This window comes from Paraburkholderia sp. RL18-085-BIA-A (genome assembly GCF_046027075.1).
Lineage (GTDB): Bacteria > Pseudomonadota > Gammaproteobacteria > Burkholderiales > Burkholderiaceae > Paraburkholderia.
In genome coordinates, this window is record NZ_JARESU010000003.1 from 188,382 (window position 1) to 209,563 (window position 21,182).

General features: G+C 63.5%; 18 protein-coding genes. 8 read left to right on the forward strand and 10 right to left on the reverse strand.

Annotation, left to right across the window (positions count from 1 at the left end; genetic code table 11):
* Positions 1–103: 103 nt before the first annotated feature.
* A complete protein-coding gene (pcaQ, locus tag P0D89_RS03360; protein WP_408358229.1) occupies positions 104–1,090 on the forward strand; it encodes a pca operon transcription factor PcaQ in 987 nt (328 codons plus the stop codon).
* A gap of 293 nt (positions 1,091–1,383) precedes the next feature.
* The gene (locus tag P0D89_RS03365) at positions 1,384–2,514 is read left to right on the forward strand and encodes a 4-hydroxyphenylpyruvate dioxygenase family protein (RefSeq protein WP_408358228.1); all 1,131 of its coding nucleotides are present in this window, start codon (positions 1,384–1,386) and stop codon (positions 2,512–2,514) included.
* A 12-nt stretch (positions 2,515–2,526) separates the two neighbouring features.
* Here the strand turns inward: P0D89_RS03365 and P0D89_RS03370 are convergent, their stop codons facing one another.
* A complete protein-coding gene (locus P0D89_RS03370) occupies positions 2,527–3,459 on the reverse strand; it encodes a LysR substrate-binding domain-containing protein (protein WP_408358227.1) in 933 nt (310 codons plus the stop codon).
* 166 nt (positions 3,460–3,625) lie between these two features.
* Here P0D89_RS03370 and P0D89_RS03375 point away from each other — a divergent pair, with 166 nt between their 5' ends.
* Both P0D89_RS03375 and P0D89_RS03380 read left to right on the forward strand, forming a co-directional pair.
* Positions 3,626–4,663 carry a DUF1338 domain-containing protein gene (locus P0D89_RS03375; protein WP_408358226.1) on the forward strand — a complete coding sequence of 346 codons (1,038 nt, stop codon included), beginning with the start codon at positions 3,626–3,628 and terminating at the stop codon, positions 4,661–4,663.
* A 55-nt stretch (positions 4,664–4,718) separates the two neighbouring features.
* On the forward strand, positions 4,719–7,724 hold the full coding sequence (locus tag P0D89_RS03380; RefSeq protein ID WP_408358225.1) for an FAD-binding and (Fe-S)-binding domain-containing protein: 3,006 nt from the start codon (positions 4,719–4,721) through the stop codon (positions 7,722–7,724).
* A 55-nt stretch (positions 7,725–7,779) separates the two neighbouring features.
* Here P0D89_RS03380 and P0D89_RS03385 read toward each other — a convergent pair whose 3' ends face one another.
* The 9 genes from P0D89_RS03385 to P0D89_RS03425 form a co-directional block, all read right to left on the reverse strand.
* Complete coding sequence (locus P0D89_RS03385) at positions 7,780–8,412, reverse strand: helix-turn-helix domain-containing protein (protein ID WP_408358224.1); 633 nt, start codon at positions 8,410–8,412, stop codon at positions 7,780–7,782.
* Between the two features lie 187 nt (positions 8,413–8,599).
* The gene (locus tag P0D89_RS03390; protein ID WP_408358223.1) at positions 8,600–8,995 is read right to left on the reverse strand and encodes a RidA family protein; all 396 of its coding nucleotides are present in this window, start codon (positions 8,993–8,995) and stop codon (positions 8,600–8,602) included.
* Between the two features lie 54 nt (positions 8,996–9,049).
* On the reverse strand, positions 9,050–9,874 hold the full coding sequence (locus P0D89_RS03395; protein WP_408358222.1) for an isocitrate lyase/PEP mutase family protein: 825 nt from the start codon (positions 9,872–9,874) through the stop codon (positions 9,050–9,052).
* A gap of 43 nt (positions 9,875–9,917) precedes the next feature.
* Positions 9,918–10,460 (reverse strand): carboxymuconolactone decarboxylase family protein, encoded by a 543-nt coding sequence (locus tag P0D89_RS03400; RefSeq protein ID WP_408358221.1) that lies wholly within the window; start codon positions 10,458–10,460, stop codon positions 9,918–9,920.
* 243 nt (positions 10,461–10,703) lie between these two features.
* Positions 10,704–11,222, reverse strand: coding sequence for a methylated-DNA--[protein]-cysteine S-methyltransferase (locus tag P0D89_RS03405; RefSeq protein ID WP_408358220.1), 519 nt, complete (start codon positions 11,220–11,222; stop codon positions 10,704–10,706).
* 90 nt (positions 11,223–11,312) lie between these two features.
* Positions 11,313–12,266, reverse strand: coding sequence for an AraC family transcriptional regulator (locus tag P0D89_RS03410; RefSeq protein WP_408358219.1), 954 nt, complete (start codon positions 12,264–12,266; stop codon positions 11,313–11,315).
* 315 nt (positions 12,267–12,581) lie between these two features.
* The gene (locus P0D89_RS03415; protein WP_408358218.1) at positions 12,582–12,887 is read right to left on the reverse strand and encodes a DUF4148 domain-containing protein; all 306 of its coding nucleotides are present in this window, start codon (positions 12,885–12,887) and stop codon (positions 12,582–12,584) included.
* A 160-nt stretch (positions 12,888–13,047) separates the two neighbouring features.
* A complete protein-coding gene (locus P0D89_RS03420; RefSeq protein ID WP_408358217.1) occupies positions 13,048–14,133 on the reverse strand; it encodes an aldose epimerase family protein in 1,086 nt (361 codons plus the stop codon).
* Between the two features lie 33 nt (positions 14,134–14,166).
* A complete protein-coding gene (locus tag P0D89_RS03425) occupies positions 14,167–15,384 on the reverse strand; it encodes a XylR family transcriptional regulator (protein WP_408358315.1) in 1,218 nt (405 codons plus the stop codon).
* Between the two features lie 272 nt (positions 15,385–15,656).
* Here P0D89_RS03425 and xylA point away from each other — a divergent pair, with 272 nt between their 5' ends.
* The 4 genes from xylA (at position 15,657) to P0D89_RS03445 (ending at position 21,137) form a co-directional block, all read left to right on the forward strand.
* The gene (gene xylA, locus P0D89_RS03430; protein ID WP_408358216.1) at positions 15,657–16,979 is read left to right on the forward strand and encodes a xylose isomerase; all 1,323 of its coding nucleotides are present in this window, start codon (positions 15,657–15,659) and stop codon (positions 16,977–16,979) included.
* 273 nt (positions 16,980–17,252) lie between these two features.
* Complete coding sequence (gene xylF, locus P0D89_RS03435) at positions 17,253–18,281, forward strand: D-xylose ABC transporter substrate-binding protein (protein WP_149670475.1); 1,029 nt, start codon at positions 17,253–17,255, stop codon at positions 18,279–18,281.
* 79 nt (positions 18,282–18,360) lie between these two features.
* Positions 18,361–19,941 (forward strand): D-xylose ABC transporter ATP-binding protein, encoded by a 1,581-nt coding sequence (xylG, locus tag P0D89_RS03440; RefSeq protein ID WP_408358215.1) that lies wholly within the window; start codon positions 18,361–18,363, stop codon positions 19,939–19,941.
* On the forward strand, positions 19,938–21,137 hold the full coding sequence (locus P0D89_RS03445; RefSeq protein WP_149670473.1) for a sugar ABC transporter permease: 1,200 nt from the start codon (positions 19,938–19,940) through the stop codon (positions 21,135–21,137). The genes xylG and P0D89_RS03445 overlap by 4 nt, the downstream gene beginning before the upstream one ends.
* Positions 21,138–21,182: the final 45 nt, after the last annotated feature.

Sequence of the window (21,182 nt, forward strand, 5' to 3'; positions counted from 1 at the left end):
GTCTCCTTGGGGAATTGTGGGGTGCGGCGATATGAAGCGACTTTATCGAACCGAAGCGGTTATGCAAAATGACGTTTTCGCCCTTTTCGTATAACCTCCCGTTATGCAACGCAGTCTCGCGGACAGCCGCGTCAAATTCCGCCATCTCCAGTGCTTTCTGGCCGTCGCCCAGTTCGGCAGCGTCCAGCGGGCGGCCGATAGCCTGTCGATCACCCAGCCCGCGGTCTCCAAGACAGTCGCCGAACTCGAAGAGATTCTCGGCGTGAAGCTGTTCGAGCGCGGCCGCCACGGCGCCGTGCCGACCCGCGAGGGGCAACTCTTCATGCCGCACGCGAGCGCGTGCGTCAGCGCGCTGCGTCAGGGCGTCGATCTGCTGGCGCGCGCGGAAGGCGCGGCTGCGGCGACGCTGGAGGTCGGCATCCTGCCGACCGTCGCGGCGGCCTTGATCCCGCCGGTGCTCAAGCGCTTCGCGACGCTTTGGCCGCGCGTGATCGTGCGTCTTGCGACCGGCGCAAACCCGGAATTGCTCGAGCGCCTGAAAGCGGGCACGATCGAATTCGCGATTGGGCGCCTCGCCGATCCGGAGCGGATGGTCGGCCTCAGTTTCGAGCAGCTGTTCACCGAGCCGCTGATCGCAGTGGTGCGTGCCGGGCATCCGTTGGCGCAGGGGCCGGGTTTGCCCGCAACGTCGCTGAAGGATTTTCCGGTGGTGTTGCCGCCATTCGGCACGTTGATCCGGCAATCGGCCGATAGTCTTTTGAATGCCTGGGGCGTGCAGCCGCTATCGGCGTTCGTCGAAGTGTTGTCGGTGTCGACGGGCCGCGCGTTGACGCTCGAGAACGGCGCCGTGTGGTTCGTGCCGCTGAGCGCGGTGGAATACGAACTGGCGAACGGCATGCTGGTGCGTTTGCCGCTGCCGTTCGCGGGCACCGGCGAGCCGGTCGGTTTGATCCGGCGCTCGGATACGCAGCCGTCGCCGGTGGGACGGGCGTTTATCGAGGCGGTGCGCGAAGTCGCGCAACAGCGCATGGCGGCCGCTGCGGAGAAGCCTGTGCGCAAACGCAGCAGAAGCAAAGCATCGACGAGTTGATACAGGCTGCCCGAGTCGTTGCGCAGCCGTGCCGGACTGGCCGGAACAGTGGGCGTAGTGACAGCAGCGGGAAGCAGGGAGTGCGCCGCTGACGCCCGTATGAACCATCCAGTACAAAATGAAGGTTGCGAACGCCCTGCTACCAGGTGTACAAACACGGTGCAAAAGCCGTCGCGGGCCGCGTTTGCTGCGGCACATCACGCTGCCGGCGCCTCCCGGCGGGCCGTCGACGGTTGCATCGAACATCGGACACCCCCGGACCCAGCGCCGAAAGACTGTACAAGGAGATTGCCATGCCCAGCGACCTGCCCACTCCAGACGCCGCGCTGCGCGCCGTGTCGGCGCCTGAGCACAACCCGCTCGGCACCGCCGGCCTCGAATTCGTGGAGTTCGCCGCGCGCGACCCGCAGGCGCTCGGCGAGACGTTCGTGAAGCTCGGCTTCAAAGCGGTCGCGCGGCATATCAGCAAGGACGTCACGCTGTATCGACAGGGTGAGATGCAGTTCCTGATCAATGCGGAGCCCGATTCGTTCGCCGCGCGCTACGCCGAGGAATACGGCGCGGGAATCTGCGCGATCGGCATTCGCGTGGCCGACGCGCAGCGCGCTTTCGACCGGGCGATCGAACTCGGCGCGTGGGCGTTCGAAGGCGAGAAGATCGGCGTCGGCGAACTGCTGATCCCGGCGATCCAGGGCATCGGCGACTCGCACATCTATTTCGTCGACCGCTGGCGCGGACGCGGCGGGCAGCGCGGCGGCCTCGGCGATATTTCGATCTTCGACATCGACTTCCGGCCGATCGAAATCGACACGGCGCACGCCGACCTGAGCCATGAGGGGATCGGCCTCGTCGCGGTCGACCATCTGACGCAAACGGTCGGCGAGGGGCGAATGCAGGAGTGGCTCGACTTCTATCGCGACCTGCTCAACTTCCGCGAGATTCACGAACTGCACGCGAACTGGCATGTGTCGGCGGAGTCGCGCGTGATGGTGTCGCCGTGCGGCGCGATCCGCGTGCCGCTGTATGAAGAAGGCACGCGCCGCACCGACCTGATGCACGAGTACCTGCCGGACCATCCGGGCGAAGGCGTGCAGCATATCGCGCTCGCCACCGAGGATATCTTCGCGTGCGTCGAGCGCCTGCTCGCGAACGGCGTCGAATTCGTCGAGCCGCCGCCGCGCTATTACGATCAGCTCGACGCGCGTCTGCCGGGGCATGGGCTCGATGTCGAGCGGCTCAAGCGCACGCACGTTCTGGTGGACGGCGAGATCGGCTCCGACGGCGTGCCGCAGCTGTTTTTCCAGACCTTTGTGCGCCGCCGCAGCGGCGAGATTTTCTTCGAGATCGTGCAGCGCCAGGGGCATCACGGTTTCGGCGAAGGCAATCTTGCGGCTCTCGCGCAGGCACGTGGGGCCGGCGTCTGATCACACGCCCGATCAATCGGGATCAGGCGTACCCGCCAGCTCGGGATAGACCATGCGGTAGGCCGTAGCTTCCTGCAACAGCCATTCGCGGAAACTGGCGAGCGGCTTGCCGTGGCTCAGTTCGGTCGGATAGACGAGGTAGTACGCCGAATCCGTGACCGCCGGCGTATCGAGCGGGATCACGAGCCCAAGCTGTTCCAGCTGCGTATCGACGAAAAAGCGCGGCACCAGCGCGATGCCGAGCCCTGCCGCCGCAGCGCTGATCAACATCGTGTGGAGTTCGTAACGCACGCCCTGCATGGTCCGGTTGTCGTCGACATCCAGGTTCGCGAACCATGCGGCCCAGCCGTCGGGCCGGGTGGTGGAGTGCAGCAGCGGATAGTCGAGCAGTTCGGCCGCATGCTTCACACGCCGCGTCAGCAAACTCGCGGCGCACACCGGCACCACTTCCTCGCAAAACAGAAAATCCGCCGACGTGCCGGGCCAGGTCGGCCTGCCGTAGTGAATCGCCGCTTCGAAATGGGTATCGGCGAACGGGAACGTACCGGTGCGCACTCCCATATTCACGCGCACGTCCGGGTAGTGCGTATTGAATGCCGCGAGCCGCGGAATCAGCCATTGCGATGCGAACGTCGGCAGCACCGCCAACTCCAGATAACCGCCACCGCTGCCATGCGCGATGATCGACAGCGTGTCGCGGTCGAGGTGTTCCAGCGAGCGCCTGACCTGCGCGCTATAGACCTTGCCCGCCTTCGTCAGCACCACGCGCTGTTTGACACGCACAAATAGCCGCACGCCGAGGTTGCTTTCCAGCGTATTGATCTGCCGCGATACCGCGCTCTCGGTGAGGAACAGTTCGCGCGCCGCATGCGTGAAGCTTTCGTGTCGCGCGGCGGCTTCGAAAGCGAGCAGCGCTCCCATGTTGGGGATCTTGAACTTTCGCACGTTGATTCCAAAAAAGCATCAAGTGGCGATTTTATCTCGCTTTACGGCAGCCTTGCGGATTTTGAATAATCTCGCCTTCGAGATGCCGCGCCGCCTTTGCGTGCGCGCCGGCTGGTCACGTCGAGCGCAGCGGCACTCGCCCGAAACGCTGCGTGGAGAACCCCAAATGCGAAACACCAAGAATGCAAATGTCGAACAACTGCTGTTGAAATTGCTGGGTGCCGATAAGACCGCGCGCCTGTTCGCGACGCTGAATCATCCGCGTGTGCTGAACGAATGGGAAGACGGCAGCGTCACGCGCGCGGAACTCGCACAGGCGATGAATATGGCGCTCTTCGAAGACCTGCTCACTCGCTCGGCGAATGGCCGTCAGTACACCGAGGACACGATCGCCGCCGGTGGCAGCGTGTACTTCGACCACGGCGCGCTGCGCACGGTACGCTGGCCGCACAGCGGCGCGCTGCCGCCAGGCGAAGGCGCGTTCGCGCGCATTCTGCGGCCACTCGGCTTCAGCATCAACGGCCGCTATCCGCTCGACCGCCTCGGCATGACCGGCCGCGCGTGGGCGCATGACGATGCGCCCGATGAGATCGCGCAGTTCTTCGTCAGCGAGTTGCATCCGGAACGTTTCTCGGCGGCGTTTCAACAGGCTGTGACGAATGTGATCGGCGCGTCGCGCGATCCGCTGACGCCGCGAGCCGCCGGCCAGTTGTGGGAGCTCGAACGCGAGGGCGTGCTGCCGCTCGACGCGGCCCATGAATTGCTGCCGGTGATCGTCGGCGCGTTCGCGCGTCAGCACGACACGCCACGCGAAGCCGATTACGACGTATTGTTGAAGGAGTCGGCGGAAATGGCGTGGATCGCGACCGAAGGGAACGCGTTCAATCACGCCACCGATCGCGTCGATGACGTGTTCAAGCTGTCCGGCGACGAGAAGGCCAAGGGACGTCCGATGAAACCGGATGTCGAACGCTCGCGCTCGGGCCGCGTGTTCCAGACCGCGTATCGCGCAGACATTGTGCGGCGCGAATTAAGGGCGGCCGACGGCAGCATCGTGACGCGCGAGGTGCCGGGTTCGTTCTACGAGTTCATCACGCGCAAGCGCAGTTTCGACCAGGACGCGCGCCGCTGGGAAACGGACCTGCGTTTCGACGCGGGCAACGCGCAGGGCATCTTCAAGATGACCGCGAGCCAGGCGGCCTGAGCGAAAAACGCAAACATGGGCGGTCAGGCAAGCGATGTCGGAGACGAGGAGCGCAGTGGGAACGTCATTGGATGAAGAGCAGGGCGCGAGCGTGAATGCGTTGGACCAAGGGATGCCGCGCACGTCGAACGAGCCGCGCGGCGCCACACCTTTCACGGGCACCGCCGCCGTGATGCGGGCGCTCGAAAGCGATTTGCGCGGTCACGTGCGCGGCGAAGTGCGCTTCGATCAGGGATCCAAAGCATTGTATGCGTCGGACGCGTCGAACTATCGGCAAGTCCCGCTCGCCGTTGTCGTACCTGCGGATGTCGACGATCTGCTCGCCACGCTCGCCGCCTGCCGCCGCAACGACGTGCCGTTTCTCGCGCGCGGCGGGGGCACGTCGCAGAACGGCCAATGCGTGAATGTCGCGGTCGTGGCCGACGCGAGCAAGTACGTGAACCGCGTGGTGTCGGTCGATCCCGTCGCGCGCGTGGCGATCGTCGAACCGGGCGTGGTTTGCGACACGTTGCGCGACGCCGCCGAGCAGCACGGCCTGACGTTCGCCCCTGATCCGGCGACGCATAGCCGCTGCACGCTCGGCGGCATGATCGCCAACAATTCGTGCGGCGCGCATTCGGTGATGGCCGGCAAAACGGTTGAAAACGTCGAGGCGCTGGAGATCGCGACCTTCGACGGCGCGCGCTTCTGGGTCGGCCCTACCTCCGACGATGAACTCGCGCGCATCATCGCCGGAGGCGGTCACCAGGGCGAAATCTACGCTGCGCTCAAGCAATTGCGCGATACCTACGCCGATCAGATTCGTGCGAAATTCCCGCGCATCAAGCGGCGCGTGTCCGGGTTCAATCTCGATCAACTGCTGCCGGAAAACGGCTTTAACGTCGCGCGTGCGCTGGTCGGCACCGAAGGCACGTGCGCGGTGACGTTGCGGGCGAAAGTGCGTCTCGTGAAGAGCCCGGCCGAACGCGTGATCGTCGTGCTCGGCTTCACCGACATCTACACCGCGGCGGATGCCGTGCCGCATTTCATGCGCCGCGGGCCGATCGCGATCGAAGGGTTGGACCGCGCGATCATTCGCGGCTTGCAGGCGCGCGGACTGAAGAAGGACGAGATCGCGCTGCTGCCCGAAGGTGATGCGTGGGTCGTGCTCGAATTCGGCGCTGACACGCAGGACGCGGTGCTTCGCGACGCGCAGGCCGCGGCCGCGTATTTCTCGTCGGGCGAAGCGGGGCCCAACGTGTCGGCGGCGCTCGTCGAAGACTGCGCGTTGCAGGCGAAGGTGTGGTCGATCCGCGAGACGGGAGCGTCGGCGGTGGCGTTGTCCGTCGAGTCGGGCAAGCCCGATCCGGTGGTCGGCTGGGAAGACGCGGCGGTCGATCCGCTGCGCCTCGGCGATTATTTGCGCGCGTTCCAGGCGCTGGTGGATCGCTACGGCTACGAGACCTGCCTGTACGGCCATTTCGGCGACGGCTGCGTACACGCACGCATCACCTTCGATCTTCGCAGCGCGCAAGGCGTGTCGACGTGGCGCAAGTTTCTGCGCGAGGCGGCGGAGCTGGTGGTCGAATTCGGCGGTTCGCTGTCGGGCGAACACGGCGACGGCCAGGCCAAGGCCGAGTTTCTGCCGATCATGTACGGCCCCGAATTGATGCGGGCGATGGAACAGTTCAAGGCGATCTGGGACCCGACCAATCGCCTGAATCCGGGCAAGGTGGTGCGCGCGTATCGCGCCGACGAGAACCTGCGGATGGGCCCGGCCTACAAGCCGGTGACGCTGCAAACCAGACTCACGTTCGCGAGTCGCGAAGGCGACGGCTTGCAGCGCGAGATCGAGCGATGCATCGGCATGGGCAAGTGCCGCTCGCTAACGGGCGGCACGATGTGCCCGAGCTATCGCGCGACGCGTGAAGAGAAGTATTCGACGCGCGGCCGCGCGCATCTGTTCTGGGAAATGCTGCAGGGCGACGTGATTGCCGATGGCTGGCAAAGCCGCGAAGTGAAAGAGGCGCTCGATACCTGCCTCGCGTGCAAGGGCTGCAAGTCCGATTGCCCGACGCATACGGATATGGCCTCATACAAAGCGGAATTTCTTTCGCATTACTACGAGACGCATCGCCGGCCGCGTCAGGCGCTGTTCATGGGGCGGATCGGCGAATGGGCGCCGTGGGCGGCGCGCTTTTCACGTGTCACCAATTTCATGACGGCGGCGCCGGGACTGGCTACGGTAGGCAAGTGGATCGCCGGTGTGGCGCAGGCGCGTGTATTGCCGAAGTTCGCGGAGTCCACGTACAGACAGATTGCGCGCCGTTCACCGCAAACGGCGCATGGCAATGGCGATTGCGTGAAGAAAGTGGTCCTCTGGGTGGATACTTTCAACGATCACTTCACCCCCGAAATCGCGCAAGCCGCCGCCGATGTGCTCACGCAACTGGGCTGGCACGTCGTGTTGCCGAAGAACCGTTTGTGTTGCGGTCGTCCGCTATATGACTACGGTTTGCTCGAACGTGCGCGCGAACTGCTCACGCAAATTCTCGACGACCTCGCCGACGATATCGCCGCAGGCGTGCCGCTAGTCGGTTTGGAACCCGGTTGCTTGTCAGTGTTCAAGGACGAACTGCTGAAGCAACTGCCGGGTCATCCATTAGCGAAACAACTGTCCGCGCAAACGTTCCTGTTCTCCGACTTCGTCGCGCGTCAGCCGTTCGACTGGCCGACGCTTGCCGCCGATGTGATCGTCCACGGGCATTGCCACCAGAAGGCATTGTTCGGCATGCAAGGCGATAGCGTGCTGCTGAACAAGCTCGGCGTGAAGTGGAAGCTGCTCGATGTCGGATGTTGCGGCATGGCGGGATCGTTCGGCTTCAACGCGGAACACCACGCGCTGTCGCTGAAGATCGGCGAAGACAAGCTGTTTCCGGCGGTACGTGAAGCGACTGCGGCGAATGCGGAGACGATCGTGCTGACGAACGGCTTCAGTTGCCGCGAGCAGATCGAGCAGGGGACGGGACGTCATGCGATGCATATCGCGCAACTGGCGCAGCGGGCGTTGGCGCGGAGATAAGCTTTACCGCGCGACGCACCCGAGGCAAGCGCGCCCCGACACCCCGCGCGCTCTGTTATTTCTTCGCCGCTTCGCCGATTGTCGGCGCTTGCGCAAGGTCCGCGCTAGTCGCCATCCACAACACTTCCGCGTCTTCTTCGCTAGTGGAGACCGCGGCGTGGCCGGTGCGGCTGTCGAAGTACAGACTGTCGCCGGCGTTCAGATGCGTCGGCGCATACAACTCCGAATACAGGCACACGCTGCCGCTGATCACGTAGAGGAATTCTTCGCCTTCGTGGCGGCCCCAGTCGTCGAATGCGTCGAGCGTATGCGCGGAGATGCGGATGCGAAACGGCAACATCGCCTTGTGCGCGAGGTCGGTGGCGAGCAACTCCATCTGGTAGCCGCGATACGCGTGGCGCTGGCCTTCGTTTTTGCGGGTCAGCGCGCGGCGCCCGCTCGCGCTCACCTTCGGCGTGGAGCCGAACAGTTCGCCGATTTCGATCTTCAGCCCGAGGACGATTTTTTGCAGCACATCGAAAGTGGGGGACATCAGGCCGTTTTCGACTTTGGATAGCGTCGAGCGGGAGACGCCGCACAGGCGGCTTGCGGTCTCCAGCGTCAGGTCCTGCGCCTGACGGGTGGCGCGGACACGGCGGCCGAGGTCGGTGGTTGACGGGTCGGCGGGTTTGCTGAGATGGGTGTCCATGGGGTTTGCTGCTTTTTCGGGTACGCGCTTTACGGTGGCGAGTTGTGTTTCCGATAATAACATTTGGCGCGACGGCCGGATTTACAGCAGCGGATGGTGCGGGTAGCGCGGGGTGGAGAAAGCGGCGGGCACGCCCGCTCGCTTTTCTCATCGGAAACCCCGACATGGGACGAGACCCTGCGAGCCGCTACCCGACAGCCGCAACGCAATCGATTTCAATGTCGAAATGAACGGGCCAGGCGGGCACGTTCACGAAGATCCGCGCAGGTGGATCGACTGGAAAATAACGTTTGTAGACCGTGTTGACCGCAGCGAACTTCTCGACCGACGTGCAGTAGACGTTGCACTTGAGCACCTGCTCCAACGATGACCCGGCCGTTTCCAGGCACAGCTTCATCTGCTCCAGAACCAGTTCGGTCTGACGCTCGATCGGCGCGTCGATGACCTCGCCCGTCGCAGGATCGAAGGGCGGAAAGCCTGAAACATAAACCGTGTCGCCGTGGCGCGTCACTGCCGAAGTGGGCGCTTTCCAGTTATCAAGGTAGGTCGACAGCGGTTCCACACGAATGATTTCACGAGCCATGCTTGTCTCCATCTAAATCATCAGAAAGGGCTTGCGCGGGCCGGGCTCTTGTTCTCACGCACCATTGCGGAAAAGCTCGTTGAGTTGCGCGCCGGAAGCCGCGCCCGCAAAGCCGTCGAAGCGCCCCTCGGTCAGCGCCTGCGCGGCCTGCATGAAGCCGCCCCATGCCGCGCGGGCCAGCGCACCGCCGACACTGATACGCCGCACGCCGAGCGCGGCGACGTCCTGCAACGTGAGCGCCGACGTGGAGCCGATCAACAGGTTGACGGGCTTTGGCGCCACGGCGGCGACCACGGCCTCGATCTGCTCGCGCGTCTCAATGCCCGGCGCGTACAGGCAATCGGCGCCGGCCGCGGCATAGGCCTTCAGGCGCGCGATCGAGTCATCGAGATCGGGCTTGCCGGCGAAGAAATTCTCCGCCCGGCCGATCAGCAAGGTCTCGCCACCCGTTTCATCGATCGCCCGGCGTGCTGCGCTGAGCCTTTGAACGGCGACATCGATCGGGAACAGCGCGCCGGCGGGGTCGCCCGTGGAGTCTTCGATCGACAGGCCCGCAACGCCGGTTGCGACGGCCAGCTTCACGCTTTCGGCCACGCCTGCGGGGTCGTGGCCGAAGCCGTTCTCGAAGTCGGCGTTCACCGGCAGATCGGTCGCTTCGACGATATCGCGCAGGTGCGCGAGGATCGCCTCGCGAGGCAGCGTGTTGTCGGCGTGGCCGGTGGACCACGCAAAACCCGAACTCGTGGTGGCGAGCGCCTGGAAGCCGAGGGTTTGCAGATAGCGGGCGCTCCCAGCATCCCACGGATTGGGCAGCACGAAGCAGCCGGACGTGTGCATCGCGCGGAAGGCGGCGCGCTTTTCAGCGATGGTGCGGGGCATGGCGTGTCTCCTGGAAATGAGGGAGCCGAGGCTCCCATGTGGATCAGGCAACTTCGGGATCGACTACTGGAAAGTCTATTTCCGTATCGAACGCATTGTTGACGAAATTCGTCAGCATGTACTGTGCGCTCAATGCGATGATCTCGACGATGTTCGCATCGCTGAAGCCCGCCGCGCGCACTTTTTCCAGATCGGCTTCGGAAATCTTGCCGCGCGTTTCCATCAGCGTGCGGGCAAACGCGACCGCTGCGGCGGTGGGCGGGTTGTCCGCTTGCCCGAGCCGGTTGCGGCGTATTTCGTCATCCGCGATATGCGCGAAGTTGCCGGCGACATATGTGTGGGCGGACAAACAATACTGGCAGCCGTTCACCTGCGAGACAGCGAGTGCGATACCGTCGCGGGTCTTCGCGTCGAACGTCTTCGTCAATGCGGCTTGCAGGCCGGCCCAGCCGTTCAATGCGTGCGGGCTCAGGGCCATGATACGGAACAGGTTCGGCGTCATCTTCAACTGCCTGGTGAGTGCGTCGAGGACGGGTCGCGATGCTTCGGGCGTCTGGTCGATGGTCGGAATTGCGATGCGTGACATGGTGATCTCCTGATCGGTTGAGAGGATGCATTCGGCGTTTGCATGCAGAGGCTGCACTGAGCGGCTGCGTTCCTGCATGAGGATGAAGTCTAGGTTCGGTGGCTTTGCTCGGGGTCCGCGAAACGATCGGAAAAGTCCAGCCACGAATGTCGAAGGTCAAATGAAAATCGGCGCCTTGCGCCGACATGAATCTGTCGATGCAAGGCGCCGAAGAAAAGCGCGCTGAAGGGTGCTAGATCATGATCATGTGCGACGCGCACGCGTTCGCGCGGTGTTGCGCGCCTTGCTGCCTTCTATCGCCATCAACGCGGCCTTGGTATGCAGGCCGCCGGCAAAGCCGGTCAGGTCGCCCGAGGAGCCGATCACGCGATGACAAGGCGCGACGATCGATAACGGATTGCGTCCGTTCGCCGCGCCGACGGCCCGCGTGGCGCGGCTGTTGCCGATCTGCGTTGCGATATCGCGGTAACTGCGCGTTTCCCCAAAGGGAATGGTGAGCAAGGCATTCCAGACTTTCTTCTGGAACTCGGTGCCGACGAACTCCGTGTCCAGCTCGAAGCGCGTGCGTGTGCCCGCGAAGTACTCGTTCAACTGGCGCGCGGTTTCCACGAGTACGGGGTTGTCGCCGGCCTCGTGCATGTCGCCGAGCTTCACCCGATTGGGCCGATCGTTCTCCCAAAGAATCGCGACCAGCTTGTCATGCGACGCAACCAGCTTGAGCTTGCCCACCGGCGACGCGATCACCTTGAATTCGTAAGCCATTCTGTCTCTCCATCCGGTTTGATCCGTGAAAGAAGAATAGGGCGGATGACTTTGCGGAGGGTCCGCCGGAGCGTGCGGATCGTCCTTGAATCAGGCAGGGCCAGTGTCGGTGCGATAGTCGGCGGGGCTCGTGCCATAGACCTCGCGGAACGCTCGCACGAACGTGCCACGGCTCGTATAGCCGGCGTTGCGGGCCACCTGGTCGAGCGCCACGTCGCCGGTGCGCAGTTGCGCCGCGGCCTGCCGCATGCGGATGTCGCGCAACACCTGCATCGGCGACTGGCCGAGCGCTTCGGAAAAGCGCGCCATGAACGCGGAGCGGCTCAGGAACGCGGTCCCGGCGAGGCTCGCGACCGTATGTGGCGCGGCTGGGCGCGCGACCATATCGGCAAAGGCTCGCGCGATCTGCGGGTCGCCGAGCAGCGCGAAGCGTTCCATCCACAGCGCGTTGGATTTCAGCGAGCGACGCACGAGAGCCACGATGGCCTGTTTCAGAAGCGCGCCGGACATCGCGCCCGCGCCGACTTCCTGCGCGCTCAGTTCGTCGAATGCCGAGCGCAGATAGACATCGAGCCGGTCCGACACATCGAACTGTTCGACGATCGGCGTCGACAGCGTCTGGAACAGATTGATCGACGCGCCATACGTCGCGCTGAAGTAGCCGCAGATCATCACGGTCATCGGCTCCTCGTTGCCGGCGCGGAAGCGGTTGACGGAATCGACGATCTTCTTGTGCTCGCTGCCGAGAATGGTGGTCGGCGCAATGCCCGCGTGAGGGCTGGGCACTTCGAGCCGCAGGGGATGACGCGGCGGCACGATCAGCAGCGTGTGCGGCGCGAGTTCGACCGGCTGCGCGCCTTCGATATGCAGTCTGCCGGTGCCGGAAAGAATGTAGTGAATTCCCGGCGCCGCGTTGCCGTCGAGTTCGAGAATGAACCCCGGACTGACGAGGCATTCTGACAGACTGAGGACCTGGATCTCGAGCAGCGTCATCAGCTCGTTGAGGTCCTTTTGAGCGATGCGGGAGGTGTTGGGGGTGGGCACGGGTTGCGTATTCGAGTATGGGCGATGCTTGGGGCGAGTCGGTGAATTACGTCTGCCGTATTTTGTCACTTTTGACGCAGCATGAGATATCCCGCGCCGGCAAGGGAACTTGCGAGGCGCGAGTAGCAGACGTATTGCGTGATGGCTGAATTGGGAAAGCAGGAAGGGGTCAATGCTGCGGCAAGCGGGCCGCGAACTTATTCAAACGTTTTTCCGACGGGCGAAGCGCAACAGTCATACTTCGCTCAACACACAAAAAAACGAGCACATGCGTTGCCACGCATGTGCTCGACCACACCACGTAACAACGGCCAGTTATTGCCCCGTATTCGCCCCAGCCGCACTCCCACCCGCTTGCGATGACCCCGTTGGCGTCGTCCCATATCCGGTGGTATCGGCCTGCGCAGTCGCGTTCTGCGCGGCGACGCGCGCTTCGGCAGCCTGGATGTCAGCGGGGTAAGTGGCGTCGGTAGACTTGGCCGGGTTATACCCCGCCTGCTCGATTTGCTGCAATTGAGCCTTGACCTCCGCACGCGTGAGCGGTTGCTCGGTTTGTGCGAACGACGCCACCGGCGCGGCAAGAACAAGCGCCAGCGCCACTGTCTTGATGAGTAATTTCATGATGCTTCCCTCCGAGATTGTCAGATCCGGCACCGCAATCTCCGGCACCCATTGAAGGAGTCTAGGAAGCGATTAATCCAGGGGAAACCGCCCAGGCGTTAATTCAGTATTGCAGCAAACAATAAGTCGGCGTCATGTAATGTTGTTTGCAAGGATCGTGTCAAACACCCTTGCGCACGTCGACCCGATAAACCGTCACTTGCCGGTATGTATCGCCGGGCCGCAAGATGACCTCGTCCTGCCCGGCCATATTGACCTGGTTCGGAAAGCCGCCTGCTTCCAGACACAAGCCCGCATACCGTTGATACCTGACGCCGCCGCGTCCCGAGTCGCCATTCAGGAAGTTGCCGGTATAGAACTGTAAGCCGCGCTGATCGGTCGACACGGTCAGTTCGCGGCCGCTGCCGGGGTCGTATGCGCAGGCGACCTGGCGCAGCGGCGGCGCGCCTTCACTCGCGCCGTCGCCGGCTGCATCGCGCAGCACGTAGCAATGATCGAAACCCCCAGCCCGCGCCAGTTGCGTGTGCGGCCAGTCCAGCCGCGCGCCGATCGGTGCGCTCTGGCGGAAGTCGAACGCATTGCCCGCGACCTCGGCCAGCTCGCACGGAATCATCGCGGCGTCGACTTCGAAGAACTGCTCGGCGTCGATCGACAACATATGGCCGCGAATGTCGGTGCCCTTCCGGCCCGTTAGATTGAAGTATGGGTGGCTCGTCAGATTGAGCGGCGTTGCCGCATCGGCGATCGCTTCGTACTCGATGGTCAATGTGCCGTCGTCGCCGAGCGAATAGCGCACTTGCGTGGTCACGTTGCCCGGAAAACCGGCGTCTCCCTCGGGCGACTCCAGACGCATCAGCAACGCGCCGTTGTCCTCGCTCACGTCCCACAGCGCGCGATGAAAACCCACGGTGCCGCCGTGCAGCAGGTTCGCGCCTTCGTTGCGGTCGAGCGTGTACTCGATACCGTCGAGCGTGAAGCGCGCATTGGCGATGCGGTTCGCCCAGCGGCCGATCAGGCCTCCCATGTAAGTGGTCGCCGCCACGTATTCGGCGGGCGTGTCATGGCCGAGCAGGATGTCGCCGAGGCGACCGGCGCGATCCGGCGCGTGCCACGAGACCAGCGTCGCGCCGAGGTCGCTGATGGCGACCTTCATGCCGTGCGCGTTGCGCAGCGTGTAAAGCCGGACGCGATCGCCGCCGTGCAATGTGCCCCACGCCTCAGAAGAAAGTTGTGCGATGCTGATCATGTCGTCGGTGGAAGGAAAAGAGAAAAGGCATGTTCAGCCGGGCGCTGTCGTCGGATTCGCGCGCTCCTGGTATTCGCGCGGCGTACAGCCGAGTTCACGGCGAAAGACCGCGTACATGTATTGCAACGACGTGAAGCCGCAACGAATCGCCACTTCCGCGCTCGACGCATCGCGTTTGGCCAGCAGCGCCTTCGCGACATCGAGCTTATGGCGCAGAATTTCCTGGTGCACGGTGCACTGCCGTTCGCGCCGGAAGTACTCTTCGAGCGACGAGCGCGATACGCCCACATAGTCGGCCACCTGCTCGGTGCGAATCCCCTGGCACGCGTACTGACGGATGAAGTGCCGCGCGCGCATCACATACGGACTCGCGAGCGGTTGATGCCGGGTCGATTCGAGCACGTTGATGCCGACCGGCGGCACGAGAATGCGCCGCCCCGGAAAACGTGCGCCGTGCAGCATCTGATGCAAAACGTGCGCGGCGGTGCGACCCATTTCCTCGGTGCCCTGAATCACCGACGAAAGCGGAATGCGCGTCAACGTGCGCGTTAGCGGGTCGTTGTCGATACCGATAATCGCGACTTCCTCGGGCACCGGAATGCCCGCGATCAGACACGCCTGCAACAGATGCCGCGCCCGCGCATCGGTCACGGCGATGATGCCGACCGGCTTCGGCAGTTGCCGCAGCCAGGCGGTGAGTTGCTCGGTCGCCTGGTTCCATGACGGCGCGCTGGTCGACAGGCCGCGATAGATCTCGCTGTCGATCTGCGCGTCGCTGCGTCCATCGGCGCGGCGCAAATGGGCGAACGCGAGTTCGCGCTGCTGCGCCCAGCGGTTTTCCTGCGCCTGCGGCAGGCTATACGACGCGAAGTGTTCGAGGCCCGCGCCGATCAGATGCGTGTAGGCGAGCGACACGAGCTTGCTGTTGTCGGTCGCGATATAGGGTAAGTCCGGAGGGTAGTGCGCCGGGTCTTCGAACGACGACCCGACCGCGACCACCGGCAACGGACAGTCGCGCAGCGCTTCACCCACAGCGGGGTCGTCGAAGTCCGCGATGATGCCGTCGCCGTCGAAGCGCTCGATGCCGGTCAGCCGGCAGCGGAAATCTTCTTCGAGGAAGAGATCCCACGCGACTCGGGTGGACAGCAGGTAATTGCCGATGCCGGTGATGATCTCGCGGTCGTAAACCTTGTTCGCATTGAACAGCAGTGCGATCCGATGGGTCGTCTGGGGTGTTTGCGGACGGAGCATGACGGTGAGTGGCGTGCGGATCGTGGGACCCAACGCGCCTTTGTCTCCTGTTTAGTGGCCGCTTAACGCGGCGCCATTTTTAAGCGTCTGGTTATTCTAGGCCCCGAATCGGGCGCCGGTGCGAAACAAACACACGGGCGGTAAGAAACATCAAGCGAGCTGCGCAATTTCGCAATTGCCGATGCTCCCCGCAAGCGGCAGCATGGCGACACCTTGTAGACCGGCGTGACGAAGCGGCACGAGTTGCGGTGCAACATACACTGGAGACGCTGATGTCTTACTTCGAACACATTCCCGAGATCCACTATGAAGGCCCGCAATCGGACAACCCGCTTGCGTACCGTCATTACGACAAAAGCAAACGGGTACTCGGCAAGACACTCGAAGAACATCTGCGCCTTGCGGTGTGCTACTGGCATACGTTCGTGTGGCCGGGCGTCGACATTTTCGGGCAAGGAACCTTCAAGCGTCCGTGGCAGCAGGCCGGCGACGCGATGGAGCGAGCGCTGCAAAAAGCCGATGCGGCATTCGAATTCTTCTCGAAGCTCGGCACGCCGTACTACACGTTTCACGACACCGACGTCGCGCCCGAAGGCGCGAGTCTGAAGGAATACAGCGAGAACTTCCCGCGCGTCGCCGACTATCTGGCGCGCAAGCAGCAGGACAGCGGCATCAAGCTGCTATGGGGCACGGCCAACCTGTTCTCGCATCCGCGTTACGCGGCGGGCGCCGCGACCAGCCCCGATCCGGAGATCTTCGCGTTTGCCGCGACCCAAGTGCGCCACGCGCTCGACGCGACGCAACGGCTCGGCGGTGAAAACTATGTGCTGTGGGGCGGGCGCGAAGGTTATGACACGCTGCTCAACACCGACCTCGTGCGCGAACGCGAACAGCTCGCGCGCTTCCTGCACATGGTGGTCGATCACGCGCACAAGATCGGCTTCAAGGGCTCGCTGCTAATCGAGCCGAAGCCGCAGGAGCCGACCAAGCATCAATACGACTACGACGTCGCGACCGTACACGGCTTCCTGCTGCAGTACGGGCTGGAGAAAGACATCCGCGTGAACATCGAGGCCAATCACGCGACGCTCGCGGGCCACTCTTTTCATCACGAGATCGCGACAGCTTACGCGCTGGGTATCTTCGGCAGCGTCGACGCGAATCGCGGCGATCCGCAAAACGGCTGGGACACTGACCAGTTTCCGAATAGCGTCGAAGAACTGACGCTGGCCTTCTACGAGATTCTCAAGCACGGCGGCTTCACGACGGGCGGCATGAACTTCGATTCGAAAGTGCGACGCCAAAGCGTCGATCCGCAAGATCTGTTCTACGGCCACATCGGCGCGATCGACAATCTCGCGCTGGCCGTCGAGCGCGCGGCGGTGCTGGTCGAAAACGATCGTCTCGAACAGTTCAAGCGTCAGCGCTACGCGGGCTGGAACGCGGAGTTCGGCCGCAAGATTCTTTCCGGCGACTACTCGCTGTCGACCCTCGCGACGGATGCACTGGCGCGAGGCCTCAACCCGCAGCATGCGAGCGGTCAGCAGGAGAGGATGGAGAACATCGTCAATCAGGCGATTTATAGCGGAAGCTGAAAGGCATCCGGCGTATGCAATAGAAACACAAAGCATCACATAAGGATCGCGCGGCCACGTCGACCGCGCGAAGGGGAAGCTTTGGCTTGTCGCTTGACCGGTCCTGTCGCTCGCAGCGCAGGCCGAACAATCCGGTATTCCGGCTATTACAACGAAACCATCTTTCATGGGACCGGAGTAAGTGCTGAAGCACTAACTAGTACAACGAAACCATCTTTCACGGGACCGGAGTAAGTGCTGAAGCACTAACTCCGGTCGACAAAGGAGACAGACATGCAATTCAAAACGCGTCGTAACGTACTGAGTTCCCTCGTGTGCGGAGCGGTACTCGCCAGCCTTTCCCTTGCCGCGCCGCTCGCGCATGCCAGCAAGGATCACCCGGAAATCGGCTTCTGTATCGACGATCTGCGCGTCGAGCGCTGGTCGCGCGATCGTGACTATTTCGTCGCCGCAGCGGAAAAGCTGGGCGCGAAAGTGTCGGTGCAATCGGCCGACGCGAGCGAGGAGCGGCAAATCTCGCAGATCGAAAACCTGATCTCGCGCGGTGTGGACGTGATCGTGATCGTGCCGTTCAATTCGAAGACGCTCGGCAACGTGGTCGCCGAAGCGAAGAAAGCGGGCATCAAGGTGGTCTCGTATGACCGTCTGATTCTCGATGCCGACGTCGACGGCTATATCTCGTTCGACAACGAGAAGGTCGGCGAACTGCAGGCACAAGGCGTCTACAACGCGCAGCCCAAGGGCAACTACTTCCTGCTCGGCGGCGCGCCGACCGACAACAACGCGAAGATGCTGCGCGAAGGCCAGCTCAAGGTGCTCAAGCCCGCCATGGACAAGGGCGACATCAAGGTGGTCGGCCAGCAGTGGGTGCCTGAGTGGAGCGCGTCGACGGCGCTTCGCATCGTCGAAGACGCGCTGACCGCGAACAACAACAAGATCGACGCGATCGTCGCATCGAACGACGGCACCGCGGGCGGCGCGATCCAGGCGCTGGCCGCGCAGCACATGGCGGGCAAGGTGCCGGTGTCGGGCCAGGACGCGGACCTCGCGGCGGTCAAGCGCGTGATCGCCGGCACGCAAACCATGACTGTGTACAAGCCGCTGAAGCTGATTGCGGGCGAAGCGGCGAAACTCTCGGTCGCGCTGGCGAAGGGCGAGAAGCCCGCGTACAACGCGCAGTACGACAACGGCAAGAAGAAGGTCGACACGGTGCTGCTGCAACCCACGTTGCTCACCAAGAGCAATGTCGATGTGGTCGTCAAGGACGGCTTCTATACCCAGGCCCAGCTCGCGAGCCAATGAGCGTAACGCGCGCGCGGCGCAGCCCGGTGCGTGCGATGCGCATCGAGGCCGCCGTGCGCCTTGCAGCGAGGCATAGCGAATGACGCAACCTCTACTGACGATGCGCGGCATCGTCAAGGCGTTTTCCGGCGTGAAGGCGCTCGACGGCATCGACCTGACGGTCTCGCCGGGCGAGTGCGTCGGTTTGTGCGGCGAGAACGGCGCGGGCAAATCGACACTGATGAAAGTGCTTTCAGGCGTGTATCCGCACGGTACCTGGGATGGCGAAATAATCTGGGAAGGCACGCCGCTGAAGGCCGCCAACGTGCGTGACACCGAACGCGCCGGCATCATCATCATTCACCAGGAGTTGATGCTGGTGCCGGAGTTGTCGGTGGCGGAGAACATCTTTCTCGGCAACGAGATCACGCTGCCCGGCGGCCGCATGAACTACGCCGCGATGTACCAGCGCGCCGACGAATTGCTGCGCGAGCTCGGCATCAGCGGCATCAATGCCGCGCAGCCGGTGATGAACTATGGCGGCGGCCATCAGCAGTTGATCGAGATCGCCAAGGCGCTGAACAAGCGTGCGAAGCTGCTGATTCTCGATGAGCCTTCGTCGTCGCTGACCACGTCGGAAATCAGCATCCTGCTCGACATCGTGCGTGATCTGAAGCGGCGCGGCATCGCCTGCGTGTACATCTCGCACAAGCTCGACGAGGTTGCGGCGGTATGCGACACGATCAGCGTGATTCGCGACGGCCGTCACGTCGCGACGGAGCCGATGCACGCGCTCACCACCGATCGCATCATCTCGCTGATGGTGGGCCGCGAGATCAAGAACCTGTTTCCGCGCGAGCCGCATCCGATCGGCGACGTGATCTTCGAAGCCCGTCACGTCACCTGTTTCGATGTCACCAACCCGCGCCGCAAGCGCGTGAACGATGTGTCGTTCGCGTTGCGGCATGGCGAGATTCTCGGCGTGGCCGGGCTGGTGGGCGCGGGCCGCACGGAGTTGATGCAGGCGATCTTCGGCGCGTATCCTGGCGTGAGCGACGCGACCGTGCTGCTGGACGGCAGGCCGCTCAAGATTCGCGCGCCCATCGACGCGATTCGCGCAGGCATCGCGATGGTGCCGGAGGATCGCAAGCGCCACGGCATCGTGCCGGGCATGAGCGTCGGTCACAACATCACGCTCGCGGTGCTGGAGCGATTCGCATCCGGTGGACGGATCGACTCGGCCGCCGAACTCGACACGATCCACACGGAGATGAAGCGGCTTTCAGTGCGCGCCGCGCATCCGATGCTGTCGATCGCGAGCCTGTCGGGCGGCAATCAGCAGAAAGCCGTGCTGACGCGCATGCTGCTCACCAATCCGAAAGTGCTGATCCTCGACGAACCGACGCGCGGCGTCGATGTCGGCGCGAAGTACGAAATCTACAAGCTGATTTTCCAATTGGCGCAGCGGGGCATGTCGATCGTGATGGTGTCGTCCGAATTGCCCGAGGTGCTCGGCATCAGCGATCGCGTGCTGGTGATCGGCGAAGGCGAGTTGCGCGGCGACTTCGTCAACGACGGTCTCACGCAGGAGGACATCGGTCTCACGCAGGAGGACATCCTCAGCGCCGCGATCCGTCCCGTGCAGCGATTAAAGAACCCTACCGCAGCGAGTGCAGCATGACGCCCGACGTTACTTCCCAACGCGCCGACAACACCGTGCCGCGAGGCGCGTTCGGCGGTCCGCAGCGTATTCAGCAACTGTTCGCGCGCTACAAGATCCTCGCGTTGCTGATTGCCGTGGCCGCGATCTGGATTTTCTTTTCCTTGCTCACGCACGGCGCGTTCGTCACGCCGCGCAATCTGTCGAACCTGCTGCGGCAAATGTCGATCACCGGCATGCTCGCATGCGGGATGGTGTTCGTGATCATCGCCGGTGAAATCGATCTGTCAGTCGGTTCGCTGCTCGGATTGCTCGGCGGCGTGGCGGCGATACTCGACGTCAACCGGCACTGGCCGATCGGCGTCACCGTGCCGGTGGTGATGCTGCTCGGCTTGCTCGTCGGCATGTTCAACGGCTGGTGGTCGACCTACCGGCGCGTGCCTTCGTTCATCGTCGGCCTCGGCGGGATGCTCGCGTATCGCGGCATTCTGCTCGGCGTGACCGGTGGCTCGACGATCGCGCCGGTGTCGGACAGTTTCGTGTTCGTCGGCCAGGGGTATCTGCCACGGCTCGCGGGCGACACGCTCGCGGTCGTGCTGTTCCTGCTGCTCGCGTTTCTGACGATCCGGCAACGCGCGAATCGCCAGCGTTATCAGTTGCGGGTGGTGCCGTTCTGGCAGGACGTGGCGAAGGTGGTCGGCGCGGGTGCGATTCTGGCTGGCTTCGTCGCCACGCTGGATCGTTACGGCGGCATTCCGGTTCCGGTTCTGCTGCTGCTTGCGCTGCTCGGCATCTTCACGTGGATCGCGACACAGACCGTGTTCGGGCGGCGCATCTATGCGGTCGGCTCGAACCTCGAAGCGACGCGCCTCTCCGGCGTCAACACCAACCGCGTGAAGCTGGCGATCTTCGCGCTGATGGGGCTGATGTGCGCGTTCGCCGGGATCGTCAACACGGCGCGGCTCGCAGCCGGCTCGCCGTCAGCGGGCTCGATGGGCGAACTCGATGCGATCGCCGCGTGCTTTATCGGCGGCACGTCGATGCGCGGCGGCTCCGGCACCGTGTACGGCGCATTGATCGGCGCGCTAGTGATGGCGAGCCTCGATAACGGCATGTCGATGCTCGATGTCGATGCCTACTGGCAGATGATCGTGAAGGGCAGCATTCTCGTGCTGGCGGTGTGGATCGATGTCGTGTCGGGATCGAACCGGCGATGAGGTGAGACGCGAGTCCATTTTCAACGTGCGGTCGCGCCGGGCTGT